The organism is Afipia sp. GW822-FHT03D08 (assembly GCF_058801645.1).
Window position 1 is genome coordinate 1 of record NZ_JBXANK010000005.1, and the last position, 12157, is coordinate 12157.

Here is a 12157-nt window from a genome sequence, read left to right on the forward strand (position 1 = left end):
AGGACCGCTTACATCGAGCCGGGCAGTCCGTGGGAGAATGGCTATTGCGAGAGCTTCAACGGCAAGCTGCGCGATGAGCTGCTCAACGGCGAGATCTTCTACACATTGAAGGAGGCACAGATCGTGATCGAGAATTGGCGACGCCACTACAACACGGTGCGTCCACACTCATCGCTGGGATATCGACCGCCGGCACCCGAGGCCCTCGTCTGGCCAGCACCAAAGGAGATAGTCAAAATGCAATCTCTAAACTAACATTCCAATCGGACCACTCAGTGGGGGCCGGTCAAGGCGGCGCGGAATTGTTTCGAACAAGCGCAAGCTGGTTGATTTTTTTTGACGCGTCGCTTTAGGTTCGCTGAAATTCGGACAAGGACGCTGGGATATGCCCATCGAACATGATCCGACGCTGGTTGCCCTGTCACTGCTCGTGGCGATACAGGCAAGCTTCGTCGGCCTGAATCTGGCGCTTCGCGTTTCGCAGGCGTTTGCACTGAACCGCCGCCTGCTGATCGCAGGCGCGGCGCTGTCGTTTGCTGTCGGCATCTGGGCGATGCATTTCGTCGGCATGCTGGCGGCAAGACTGCCCGTCACCGTCGATTATGTGGTGCTCCCGACGCTGCTGTCGTTCCTCGTTTGCGTGCTGGTGGTCGGAATCGCGGTCTATCTGGCGACATTGCGCTCGCAACGGCTGCTTTTCATTGCGGCCACGGTGATGGGCGTCGGGATCGCCTCGATGCATTACATCGGGATGCTGGCGCTCCATGCCAGCGCCCACATGATGCACAACCCGGTTTATGTGCTGGCGAGCGTGCTGATCGCCGTTCTTGCGTCGGGCCTGGCGCTTTGGCTGGCGTTCGCTTCCGAAACGAGGCCGCCGCTGATCGTTTGTGCGGCGGTTCTCGGCTGCGCGATCTCGGGAATGCACTATACCGCGATGGCGGGGCTCACTCTGCACCCGATTGTTGGGACATTGCCGTTAGGCACGCCCGCAATATCAGGCGACCTTCTGGCGGTGATCGTCAGCGTCGTTGCTTTTCTGGTGTCGGGCGTCTTCATGCTTGCGCTGGTTCCCGATCAACGCGAAACCGCCGCCGATTCTGTGATCGCGCCGGAGGCGAACGAGTCCGACCGCGTTCCGGCCCCGACCGCGCCAGATACCGTGACGTCTGTCTCAGCTTCCCTCGCGGAATTTGCGGTCGCCGATGCGCCAACGCTGGTGAAGTCCAACGCCACGGCCTATGAAGCGACCCTTCCGGTCGAGAAGTATCGCGGCAGCAAGACCATCAACACCGCCGATATCTTCTCGGTCCACGCCAACTCACACTATACTTATGTGTTCAACGGCCGGGAGGACATCTTCTGCCCGCTTTCGATTGGCGAGATTATCGGACGGCTACCGCCTGATACGTTTTTCCGTGTGCACCGCAGCTACATTGTCAACATTCAGCGTGTGGCTCGCCTGAAGCGTGCGGGGGACAACGGAATCGCAGATCTCGATTCGCCGGTGCGCCGGTCAGTGCCTGTGAGTCGGGGTCGGCTCCCGCAATTGCGCGCGCAACTCACCGAATATCTTCAGACGCGGGAGAATTAAGACAGTGTCACTGACGCAGTTCGTGCGCGGTTGTCGCGTTTGGTGCCGAAAAGCGATCTCTGGTGCGCCTGTTCTTGAATGTTTCTAAACGGCTTGGCCTTCTAGGCGTTGCGCTGATGTAAACCGGACCCGTCAGCGGTCTGGGGCGCGGGTAACCTGGGGAGGTAACCGTGATTCCTGGTGCATTTGACTACCATCGTCCGAAATCCGTCGCGGATGCCGTCGCGCTTCTGGTGAAGCTTGGCGAAGACGCCCGCCCCCTGGCAGGCGGCCATAGTCTGATCCCGATGATGAAAACCCGGCTGGCAACGCCGGAACATCTGGTCGATCTGAGGGACATCGGTGACCTCAAGGGCATCCGGGAAGAGGGAGGCGACATCGTCATTGGAGCGATGACCACCCAGCACACGCTGATCGCTTCCGACCTGCTGGCCGCCAAACTGCCGATCATCCGCGAGACTTCGCTGCTGATCGCCGACCCTCAGATTCGTTACATGGGTACCATCGGTGGCAACGCCGCCAATGGCGATCCCGGCAACGATATGCCAGCGCTGATGCAGTGTCTCGGCGCTGCTTACGAACTCACCGGGCCGAAGGGGGGCCGGAAGGTTGCGGCGCGTGATTACTACCAGGGCGCATACTTTACGGCTCTTGAGACCGGAGAAATTCTCACGGCCATTCGGATTCCGGCGCCTCCTGCCGGACATGGCTATGCCTACGAAAAGCTGAAGCGGAAGATCGGCGACTACGCGACCGCCGCAGCGGCGGTGATTCTGACCGTGAGCGGAGGAAAATGCACGTCGGCCTCCGTCGGTCTGACCAACGTCGCGGACACGCCGCTGTGGGCCGAAGAGGCCGCGAAGGCGCTGGTCGGCACGTCGCTCGACAAGGCGGCGCTCGACAAGGCTGTGGCGGCTGCCGAGGCGATCACCAGTCCGGCGTCGGATGGGCGTGGTCCTGCGGAATATCGCACCAAGATGGCGGGCGTCATGCTGCGCCGTGCCGTCGAGCGGGCCAGAGCCCGCGCCAAGAACTAAGAATTCAGGGAGAAAATCCAAACATGGCAAAAGCCCACATTGAACTGACGATCAATGGGCAGCCAGTGGAAGCGTTGGTCGAACCGCGCACGCTGCTGATCCACTTCATCCGCGAACAACAGAACCTCACCGGCACGCATATCGGCTGCGACACCAGCCATTGTGGCGCGTGCACCGTCGATCTCGACGGCATGTCGGTGAAAAGCTGTACGACATTCGCCATTCAGGCCCATGGCGCCTCTATCACCACCGTTGAAGGCATGGCGGCCGCCGACGGCACGCTGAGTGCGTTGCAGGAGGGCTTCCGCATGATGCACGGCTTGCAGTGCGGTTTCTGCACGCCGGGCATGATCATGCGCTCTCATCGCCTGCTGCAGGAAAATCCTAATCCGACCGAAGAGGAAATCCGCTACGGCATCTCGGGGAATCTCTGCCGCTGCACCGGTTACCAGAACATCGTGAAAGCGATCCAGTACGCGGCCGCCAAGATTAATGGCGTGCCTTTCCAGGAGGCTGCAGAATGAACGTCCAGACTCCGATTGAACTCACCAGCGCCGAGCGTGCCGAAAAACTCCAGGGCATGGGGTGCAAGCGCAAGCGCGTCGAGGATATTCGCTTCACGCAGGGTAAGGGCAACTATGTCGACGATCTGAAGCTGCCGGGCATGCTGTTCGGCGATTTCGTGCGCTCGTCCCATGCGCACGCTCGCATCAAGAGCATCGACACATCGAAGGCCAAGGCGCTGCCGGGTGTGCTGGCGGTGTTGACCGCCGCCGACCTCAAGCCGCTCAACCTGCACTATATGCCGACGCTGGCCGGCGACGTGCAGGCGGTGCTCGCCGACGAGAAAGTGCTGTTCCAGAATCAGGAAATCGCGTTCGTGGTAGCGAAGGACCGCTACATCGCGGCGGACGCGATCGAGCTCGTCGAGGTCGAATACGAACCGCTGCCGCCGCTGGTCGATCCATTCAAGGCGATGGAGCCGGATGCGCCGGTTTTGCGCGAGGACATCAAGGACAAGATGACCGGCGCGCATGGGCCGCGCAAACATCCCAACCACATTTTCTTCTGGGACATCGGCAACAAGGACGAAACTGACGACGTCTTCGCCAAGGCCGATGTTGTCTCGAAGGACACGTTCACCTATCAGCGCGTGCATCCGTCGCCGCTTGAAACCTGCCAGTGCGTGGCCTCGATGGACAAGATCAGGGGCGAACTGACGCTGTGGGGCACCTTCCAGGCACCGCACGTCATCCGCACCGTGGTGTCGCTGATCTCAGGCCTGCCGGAACACAAGATTCACGTCATTGCGCCGGACATCGGCGGCGGCTTCGGCAATAAGGTCGGCGCGTATGCCGGCTATGTCTGCTCAGTGGTCGCGTCCATCGTGCTTGGTGTGCCGGTGAAGTGGGTCGAGGACCGGATGGAGAATCTCTCCACGACGTCCTTCGCGCGCGACTATCACATGACCACGGAGCTTGCGGCTACCAAGGACGGCAAGCTTCTCGCCATGCGCTGTCATGTGCTGGCCGATCACGGCGCGTTCGACGCCTGCGCCGATCCGTCGAAATGGCCGGCGGGTTTCATGAATATCTGCACCGGCTCCTACGACATGCCGGTGGCGTATCTTTCGGTGGACGGCGTCTACACCAACAAGGCCTCCGGCGGCGTCGCCTATCGTTGCTCGTTCCGGGTGACGGAAGCGGTCTATGCCATCGAGCGGGCCATCGAGACGCTGGCGCAGCGGCTCGGCATGGACTCGGCGGACCTGCGCATCAAGAACTTCATCCAGCCGGAGCAGTTTCCGTATCACGCGCCGCTCGGATGGGAGTACGATAGCGGCAACTATCCGCTCGCCATGAAGAAGGCGATGGATACAGTCGGCTATCGCGCGCTGCGCGTCGAGCAGAAGCAAAAGCAGGAAGCCTTCAAGCGCGGCGAAACCCGTGAATTAATGGGCATCGGTATCTCGTTCTTCACCGAGATCGTCGGCGCCGGTCCGTCGAAGAATTGCGACATTCTCGGCGTCGCCATGTTCGACTCCGCTGAAATCCGCATTCATCCGACCGGATCGATCATCGCGCGTATGGGCACGAAGAGCCAGGGGCAGGGGCATGAGACGACCTACGCCCAGATCATCGCCACGGAACTCGGCATTCCCGCCGACAACATCATGATCGAGGAGGGTAACACCGACACCGCACCTTACGGGCTCGGTACCTACGGGTCGCGCTCGACGCCAACCGCCGGCGCTGCCACCGCCGTCGCCGCGCGAAAGATCAAGGCCAAGGCGCAGATGATCGCAGCCCACATGCTCGAAGTGCATGAAGGCGATCTCGAATGGGATGTGGATCGTTTCCGCGTGAAGGGCCTTCCGGAAAAATTCAAGACCATGAAGGAGATTGCGTGGGCGTCGTACAACAGTCCGCCGCCGAATCTCGAACCGGGCCTGGAGGCGGTGAACTATTACGATCCTCCGAACATGACTTATCCGTTCGGCGCGTATTTCTGCGTCATGGACATCGACGTCGATACCGGTGTCGCTAAAACCCGGCGCTTCTATGCGCTGGACGACTGCGGCACCCGCATCAATCCAATGATCATCGAGGGACAGGTTCACGGCGGTCTCACCGAAGCCTTCGCCGTCGCGATGGGGCAGGAGATTCACTACGACGAGCAGGGCAATGTCATGGGGGCGTCGTTTATGGATTTCTTCCTGCCGACCGCTGTGGAGACTCCGAAATGGGAAACCGACTACACCGTCACCCCGTCGCCGCATCATCCAATCGGGGCCAAGGGCGTCGGTGAAAGTCCGCATGTCGGCGGCGTGCCGTGTTTCTCGAATGCGGTGAACGATGCCTTTGCATTTTTGAATGCGGGCCACATCCAGATGCCGCACGATGCCTGGCGGCTATGGAAGGTCGGCGAACGGCTCGGTCTGCACGTCTAGCGTGCGCCGACAACACGTCGCCGCCCGCGAATGGCGGGCGGCATGGAAATAGCCCATGCGTCATCATGCTGAACGAGACAGGATTGCCGAGAGACTGGCCTCCGCGGGCTATATCCCGGACCGTGATCTCGCGACGGCTGTCTGGCTGATGGAGAGCCTGTCGCGTCCGTTGCTGCTGGAAGGCGAGGCGGGCGTCGGCAAGACCGAGGTCGCGCTGGCGCTGGCGCGGGCGAACGATGCGAGACTCATTCGCCTGCAATGCTATGAGGGCCTCGACCAGAACGCCGCGCTGTACGAATGGAACTACCAGCGGCAGTTGTTGGCGATCAAGGTGCGGGAAACGCAAATCGATAACGTCGATGTCATCGAGGATCATATCTTCTCGGAAAAATTCCTGCTGGAACGTCCGCTACTGGCATCGATCCGCCAGCCGAAATCGCCGGTGCTGCTGATCGACGAAGTTGATCGCGCGGACGAAGAATTCGAGGCGTTCTTGCTGGAATTGCTATCCGACTATCAGGTTTCGATCCCCGAACTTTGCACCATCCGCGCCACCACGATCCCGCAGGTCGTGCTGACCTCCAATGGTACGCGCGAACTGTCCGATGCATTGCGTCGCCGCTGTCTTTATCACTATGTCGATTTCCCCGACGTTGACCGCGAGGCGCGCATTATCATCGCACGCATGCCGCAGATCGATGTGGCGCTGGCGTTGCAGATCGCGCGCATGGTCGAGGCGATCCGCAAGGAGGATCTGCGGAAAACCCCCGGTATCGCCGAGACTCTCGATTGGGCCGCGGCGCTGGCCGGTCTCGGCGTCGACGAACTGCGGGCCGAACCCGAAGTCGTCTTCGAGACCATGATGTGCCTCATCAAGACGGCCGAGGACAAGTCGCGCATGACGCGCGAGGTATCCGACCGCTTGCTCGGCAAGGTGGCCTGACATGAAAAACAGCGCGGCCATTCGAAAGACGGATTCCGCTCCGGCGGGCGTGGGCGCGCGCCGCAAGCTCGGCGATTTCGTGCGCGTCCTGCGTGACAACGGGTTTGTCGTCGGTCTCGCTGAAATCGGAGATGCGCTTATTGTGCTCAGCGGCTCGGCTTCATCGACGCCATCACGTCTCCGTCCGGCATTGCGGGCGCTGTTGTGCAGCAACAAGGCCGACTGGGAGAAGTTTGACGAGATTTTCGACGCGTTTTGGCTGGGGCGCGGCATGAAATCCGCAACCCGTATTTCCGGCGTGCTGCAGAAGAATCCGCCCGGACAGGACAGCACCAAATCGGGCGACCGGCCCGGCAATCCGGATGGAGCCCCCGACAGTGTTCAGCGGCGGCCCGGCCCGGATAATGAGATGGACGAGAACAGCCCCGGCCTGCGCGAGGGCGCATCCCGCGCGGAGGCGCTGGCCAAGGCTGATTTCCGTCATCTTGCCAATCCATCCGATCTTGCCGAGGCTCATGCGGTTGCGGCGCGGCTGGCGAAGGCCATGCGCGTGCGGTTGACCCGCCGCGAACAGGCGCGCAATGCCGGACGGCGCATCGACCTGCGCCGCACGATCCACAAGAGCATCGCCCACGGTGGCGCACCGATGGAACTGGTCTGGCGTCAGCGCAAGAACAAGCCGCTGCGGCTGGTCGTGCTGCTTGATGCCTCCGGCTCGATGAGCATGTATTCGGCGGTGTTCCTGCGCTTTATGCACGGAATTCTCGACAACTTCCGCGAGGCGGAAGCGTTCGTGTTTCACACGCGGCTGATTCATATTTCACCCGCGCTGCGGGAGCGCGATGCGACGCGCGCGGTTGAACGCATGTCGCTGCTGGCGGAGGGCGTCGGCGGCGGGACACGGATCGGTGAATCGCTCGCCACTTTCAACCGGTGGCACGCCAGGCGCGCGATCCATTCGCGCACCTGCGTCATGATCGTGTCCGACGGTTACGACACCGGACCGGCTGAACAATTGGGCAGGGAGATGGCCGCCTTGCGCCGCCGCTGCCGCCGCATCGCCTGGCTCAATCCGATGATCGGCTGGCGCGACTACGCGCCGGAAGCCGCGGGGATGAAGGCAGCGCTGCCCCATATCGATCTGTTCGCGCCGGCGCACAATCTTGAGAGTCTGCAGGCGCTCGAACCCTATCTGGCAAGGATTTGAGATCATGACACTCGCTCCGGATGTCCTCGATCTTGTCAACGACATGAAAGCGCGCGGCGAACCGTTCGCGCTGGCGACGGTGGTGCGCACGGTGTCGCTGACCGCGGCGAAGGCGGGCGCGAAAGCCGTGATCCTCGGCGACGGCACCATGACGGCGGGTTGGATCGGCGGCGGCTGTGCAAGAGCCAATGTACTGAAGGCGGCGCGGCAATCTCTCTCCGATGGACAGCCCCGTCTTATCAGCGTGCAGCCGAAGGGCGTATTGGAAGAGCACGGCGTTAAGGCGGGCGAGGCGCGCGAGGGCGTGCTCTATGCCAACAACATGTGCCCGAGCCACGGCACCATGGACATTTTCGTCGAGCCGATCCTGCCGCGCCCGCAACTTTATGTCTGCGGTGCATCGCCAGTGGCAGTGGCTATTGCCGCCATCGCCCAACGCATGGGATTCTTCGTCTCGGTCTGTGCCCCGGCATTGGACCATGCGGTGTTTAGCGATACCGACAGGCTGATCGATGGTTATGAGATTCCACCCGACAGCGGCAGCGGTCGATATGTGATCGTGGCGACGCAGGGCCGCGGCGACACCGTGGCGCTGAAATCGGCATTAGCCGCTCCATCGGCCTATGTGGCCTTCGTCGGCTCGCGCAAGAAGGCGGCGGTGCTGAAGGACGAACTGGCTGCTAAAGGCGTGCCGCCATCACAGTTGGAAACCTTGCGGGCGCCCGCCGGGCTCGATCTCGGCGCGATCACGCCGGATGAAATTGCTTTGTCGATCGTTGCGGAGATGGTCGAGGTGCGTCGTCGCGGACAGCGGCGGGCGGAACAGCAGGAAGAAGGACGACTCTGATGGATATGATCGGTTCGCAGCGCATCGAAGCGTCGCGCGAGAAAGTCTATGCCGCGCTCAACGATGTCGACGTTCTCAGGCAATGCATTCCCGGATGTGAATCTATCGAAAAGACGTCGGACAGCGAAATGAATGCCAAGGTCACGCTGAGGGTTGGCCCGGTGAAGGCATCATTCACCGGCAAAGTGACTTTGTCCGATTTTGATCCTCCGAACGGCTATACCATCACGGGCGAGGGCGCTGGAGGTATGGCGGGGTTCGCCAAGGGTAGCGCGGCGGTGAAACTCGAGGCTGCCGGCAGTGCGACCATTCTGCACTATAGCGTGAAGGCGGATGTCGGCGGAAAGCTCGCGCAACTCGGCGGGCGATTGATCGATGCGACGGCCACCAAGCTTGCAGGGGAGTTCTTTGAGAAATTCAGCAGTATCGTCGGACCCGCCGCTGTTTCAGATGCTGAGCCCGTGGAGAAGAAGGGCTGGCTCGGCAAGATCGCTGGCGCGCTCAGCGTCATCGCGTTCGGTCTGGTGATCGGAGCCCATTGGTGTTGCATCAATGGGCACGTGCATGCCCAACACGATTCACTGATGGGATCGATCTGTTCCTCCAGCACCTAACTGGCTCCAATAAGTGGCTCGCCAGGAATCGCACATCATTTGTTCTGAAATGCAATTTCCTAATTCTGGCCGCAACAAAACGCGCCATCGGCTCTAAGTGCGCGCGAATACAGCTCTTCTTCGCTTCGCCCTACGGCTTGTCGCGGCTCCCTGTCGCAAACCTCATCTGGCTGGTGGGTGACCGAGAATCGGGCGATGCAGTTGTGCGATGAGGGATCTTTTCAGGCTCATGGGTTGGACGGTTGTCGATCTGTTTCGATCGCGGGCAACGCTCGAGGCAGAGATTTGGGTGCTGCGGCAGCAAATCAACGTTCTGCGGCGGACGGCTTCAAAGAAACACGCCTTCTGCGCTGTCGACCGAATGATATTCGTCAAAGTGAACCCGAACTCCAAAATCCCGGCGCTGATGGACCTGAGCGGTCCGACGCCGGTCCGGGTTTTCGAGTCGGGAGCCATCCTGATGTACCTCGCCGAAAAAGTTCGGAGCGTTCCTGCCCGTAGACAATGCCGCCCGCATCGAGTGCCTGTCCTGGCTGTTTTGGCAAATGGGCAGCGCACCCTTGCTTGGCGGCGGGTTCGGCCACTTTTACACCTACGCTCCCGTGAAGATCGAATATGCGATTGATCGCTATGCGATGGAGGTGAAACGCCAGCTTGACGTGCTCGACCGCCGGCTCAGCGAGACCGAGTATATGGCGGGCGACGCCTATACCGTAGCGGATATCGCCACGTGGCCCTGGTACGGCGCCGTGGTCCAGGGGCAGCTTTATAACGCGGCAGAGTTCCTCCAGGTGCAGGACTACAAGAACGTGCGACGCTGGGCCGGTGCCATTGCAGCACGTCCGGCTGTACAACGGGGGGCGCATGGTCAATCGCCGCCGTCGGCGAACTCTCTAGCCAGCTGCATGAACGCCATGACGCAGACGATTTCCTGACGAAAACCCAGGACAAGCTGCAAGCTCTGAGCTGATGAACCAGGCGATCAATTGTCAATCGTTAAGCAAAGGGGACCCTGATCGGCGTGCAATGGTCATCGCAGATCGTTTATTCCGGATGGTCTTTATGTGCTTCGACGAGACTCGTCGGGCTCACTAGTTCCTCCAACTGCGGAGGTGCACCCCAAGCCTCCAAGATCGTCCGTACGATTGCGATCGCATCCGGGACGAGCTCAAAATCAGTTTGTCCGCGGGCCCACTCGCTGATCAATCCGTTCATCATCGCGTTAAAGGCAATCGCCGCCGACTTGGGTGTCCAGGGAGCGGGCAGGGCCGCGTTCTTCTGCGCCGCTTCGAATATCTTGATCAACGCGCCGCGGAACTGACGCTGAAGATCGCTCCCGTCATCGGGCGGCGAGGCCCAATCCGCCTGCAGGATCACCTTTAGAATCCGCTTCTGACGCGGATCCCTTTGCAATCGGATGCAGTTGTTTTCGAGAATTTCCCCCAGTTCCGTAAGGGGGTCTAGCGAGGTGCCAGCCGCCAGCCGCTCAGCCAATCCCTGCATCGGCCGTGGCAGCTCGTCGCGAATCGCGAACAGCAGGCCCTGCTTGTTGCGGAAGTGGAAGTGCACAGCACCCCGGGTAACGCCCGCGGTGGCAGCGATCTGGTCGAGTGAGACGTCTTCATAGCCCTTTTCCAGAAAGAGCTCCTCCGCCGCGGTCATGATTTGCCGCCGCGTTTCCGCCGCGTCCTCCTTGCTGCGCCGCATACCTGCGTCTCCTTATCATCATTTACAAACATACGGTACGTATGTATAGTTGAACTATAGCCGCGGAGCTACCGCCAATTCGCCAATCCCGGACAACAGCCTCATGCAGCCTACTTTTCGTTATCTCGCAGTCGTCACTTTGATTTTAGCAATGGCTAATCCGGCAACGGCTCAAATGGGCGGTGGCGGGCCGCCCGCGGTCGGCGTCATCACGACCGAATTGAAGGCTATTGCCGAAACGACGGAGATCAACGGGCGGATCCAAGCGATCAATAAAGTCGATCTCCTGCCGCGGGTGACAGCCTTTCTCGACAGAAAGTTCTTTGCCGAGGGTGCTGAGGTTAAGACGGGAGATCTGCTGTTTCAGCTTGAGCGTGCCCCGTTCGAAGCAAGCGTTGAGGCCGCCCGAGCCGCTGTGGCTCAGGCACAAGCTCAATTGGACAACGCCAACCTCGCGCTCGGCCGGGCCGAGCAATTGCTGAAGAGCGAGTCGGGAAGCCAGACCGCCGCCGACAACGCGCGAGCGGCGCAAAGGACGGCGGCCGCGCAGGTGAGAGCCGCGAAAGCCCAACTCGACCAGGCGGAGATCAGCCTGGCCTATACGGAGATCCGCTCTCCGATCGACGGCCGTATCGGACGGACGTCCATCACGGTCGGCAATGTCGTCGGCCCGACCTCCGGCCCGCTTGCAACCATTGTCGGTCAGGATCCGATCTACGTTAGCTTTCCCATGTCGGTGCGGCGTCTGCTCGATTTGCGCGAGCGTCTGGCCAAGGAAGGCGGTTTCGACGCTGTCCAGATTCGTCTGCGGCTGTCGGATGATCGTCTCTATCGGCAGGTGGGTAAGCTCGACTTCGTCGACATCAATGTCGCACGTGACACCGACTCGATCGTTCTGCGCGCCACCATTCCCAATCCTGTCGTGCCGGCCGGAGGGCGCGAACTGACCAACGATCAGTTGGTGCGCGTGGTTTTGGAGACGATCAAGCCGCGCAATGTCCTCGCCATTCCCCGCTCCGCGGTGCTGAGCGATCAGCAGGGCGACTTCGTTTACGTGGTGGGGGAGAAAGACATCGCACTTCAGCGGCGGGTGAAGCTCGGTCAGTCCACAGCCGGTGTCGCCTCAATCATCGATGGGCTCAGCACGGGCGAACGGGTCATCACCGAGGGCATCCAGCGTGTGCGGCCGAATACGCCGGTCATGCCGGCGCCGGCGCAAGCTCTGGCGCCTACTCCGCAATCCGGCAAGCGGGGGTGA

The 12157-nt window shown here is 61.1% G+C and carries 11 protein-coding genes and 1 pseudogene; 11 read left to right on the forward strand and 1 reads right to left on the reverse strand.

Annotated features, from left to right (window positions below; all coding sequences use genetic code 11):
* From AC1RM7_RS23515 to yghU, 10 genes and pseudogenes are all read left to right on the forward strand, one after another.
* Window positions 1–255 (forward strand): integrase core domain-containing protein (locus AC1RM7_RS23515; protein WP_492943922.1); only part of this gene is annotated, 255 nt, incomplete at its 5' end.
* A gap of 130 nt (window positions 256–385) precedes the next feature.
* On the forward strand, window positions 386–1594 hold the full coding sequence (locus tag AC1RM7_RS23520; protein ID WP_492839565.1) for an MHYT domain-containing protein: 1209 nt from the start codon (window positions 386–388) through the stop codon (window positions 1592–1594).
* A gap of 170 nt (window positions 1595–1764) precedes the next feature.
* A complete protein-coding gene (locus AC1RM7_RS23525; RefSeq protein WP_062317107.1) occupies window positions 1765–2631 on the forward strand; it encodes an FAD binding domain-containing protein in 867 nt (288 codons plus the stop codon).
* Between the two features lie 23 nt (window positions 2632–2654).
* On the forward strand, window positions 2655–3155 hold the full coding sequence (locus AC1RM7_RS23530) for a (2Fe-2S)-binding protein (RefSeq protein ID WP_062317106.1): 501 nt from the start codon (window positions 2655–2657) through the stop codon (window positions 3153–3155).
* Window positions 3152–5581, forward strand: coding sequence for an aerobic carbon-monoxide dehydrogenase large subunit (locus tag AC1RM7_RS23535; RefSeq protein WP_024921755.1), 2430 nt, complete (start codon window positions 3152–3154; stop codon window positions 5579–5581). The genes AC1RM7_RS23530 and AC1RM7_RS23535 overlap by 4 nt, the downstream gene beginning before the upstream one ends.
* A gap of 55 nt (window positions 5582–5636) precedes the next feature.
* On the forward strand, window positions 5637–6524 hold the full coding sequence (locus AC1RM7_RS23540; RefSeq protein ID WP_024921754.1) for an AAA family ATPase: 888 nt from the start codon (window positions 5637–5639) through the stop codon (window positions 6522–6524).
* A 1-nt stretch (window position 6525) separates the two neighbouring features.
* Window positions 6526–7731, forward strand: a complete 1206-nt coding sequence (locus tag AC1RM7_RS23545; RefSeq protein WP_024921753.1) for a vWA domain-containing protein — start codon at window positions 6526–6528, stop codon at window positions 7729–7731.
* Window positions 7732–7735: 4 nt separating this feature from the next.
* Window positions 7736–8578, forward strand: a complete 843-nt coding sequence (locus AC1RM7_RS23550) for an XdhC family protein (RefSeq protein ID WP_024921752.1) — start codon at window positions 7736–7738, stop codon at window positions 8576–8578.
* The gene (locus AC1RM7_RS23555) at window positions 8578–9192 is read left to right on the forward strand and encodes an SRPBCC family protein (RefSeq protein WP_024921751.1); all 615 of its coding nucleotides are present in this window, start codon (window positions 8578–8580) and stop codon (window positions 9190–9192) included. The genes AC1RM7_RS23550 and AC1RM7_RS23555 overlap by 1 nt, the downstream gene beginning before the upstream one ends.
* A 367-nt stretch (window positions 9193–9559) precedes the next feature.
* Window positions 9560–10162: pseudogene (gene yghU, locus AC1RM7_RS23560) on the forward strand (glutathione-dependent disulfide-bond oxidoreductase); the annotation flags it as partial.
* A 74-nt stretch (window positions 10163–10236) separates the two neighbouring features.
* On the opposite strand, the gene AC1RM7_RS23565 reads toward yghU, so the two are convergent.
* Window positions 10237–10899, reverse strand: coding sequence for a TetR/AcrR family transcriptional regulator (locus AC1RM7_RS23565; RefSeq protein ID WP_024921750.1), 663 nt, complete (start codon window positions 10897–10899; stop codon window positions 10237–10239).
* A gap of 103 nt (window positions 10900–11002) precedes the next feature.
* On the opposite strand from AC1RM7_RS23565, the gene AC1RM7_RS23570 reads away from it, so the two are divergent.
* Window positions 11003–12157 carry an efflux RND transporter periplasmic adaptor subunit gene (locus tag AC1RM7_RS23570; protein ID WP_024921749.1) on the forward strand — a complete coding sequence of 385 codons (1155 nt, stop codon included), beginning with the start codon at window positions 11003–11005 and terminating at the stop codon, window positions 12155–12157.

What these genes read in the sequence shown, in the direction of transcription:
- AC1RM7_RS23555 (WP_024921751.1), top strand. Translation starts at nt 8,578, where the DNA reads ATGGATATGATCGGTTCGCAGCGCATCGAAGCGTCGCGCGAGAAAGTC.
- AC1RM7_RS23540 (WP_024921754.1), top strand. Translation starts at nt 5,637, where the DNA reads ATGCGTCATCATGCTGAACGAGACAGGATTGCCGAGAGACTGGCCTCC.
- AC1RM7_RS23570 (WP_024921749.1), top strand. Translation starts at nt 11,003, where the DNA reads ATGCAGCCTACTTTTCGTTATCTCGCAGTCGTCACTTTGATTTTAGCA.
- AC1RM7_RS23550 (WP_024921752.1), top strand. Translation starts at nt 7,736, where the DNA reads ATGACACTCGCTCCGGATGTCCTCGATCTTGTCAACGACATGAAAGCG.
- AC1RM7_RS23520 (WP_492839565.1), top strand. Translation starts at nt 386, where the DNA reads ATGCCCATCGAACATGATCCGACGCTGGTTGCCCTGTCACTGCTCGTG.
- AC1RM7_RS23545 (WP_024921753.1), top strand. Translation starts at nt 6,526, where the DNA reads ATGAAAAACAGCGCGGCCATTCGAAAGACGGATTCCGCTCCGGCGGGC.
- AC1RM7_RS23530 (WP_062317106.1), top strand. Translation starts at nt 2,655, where the DNA reads ATGGCAAAAGCCCACATTGAACTGACGATCAATGGGCAGCCAGTGGAA.
- AC1RM7_RS23565 (WP_024921750.1), bottom strand. Translation starts at nt 10,899, where the DNA reads ATGCGGCGCAGCAAGGAGGACGCGGCGGAAACGCGGCGGCAAATCATG.
- AC1RM7_RS23535 (WP_024921755.1), top strand. Translation starts at nt 3,152, where the DNA reads ATGAACGTCCAGACTCCGATTGAACTCACCAGCGCCGAGCGTGCCGAA.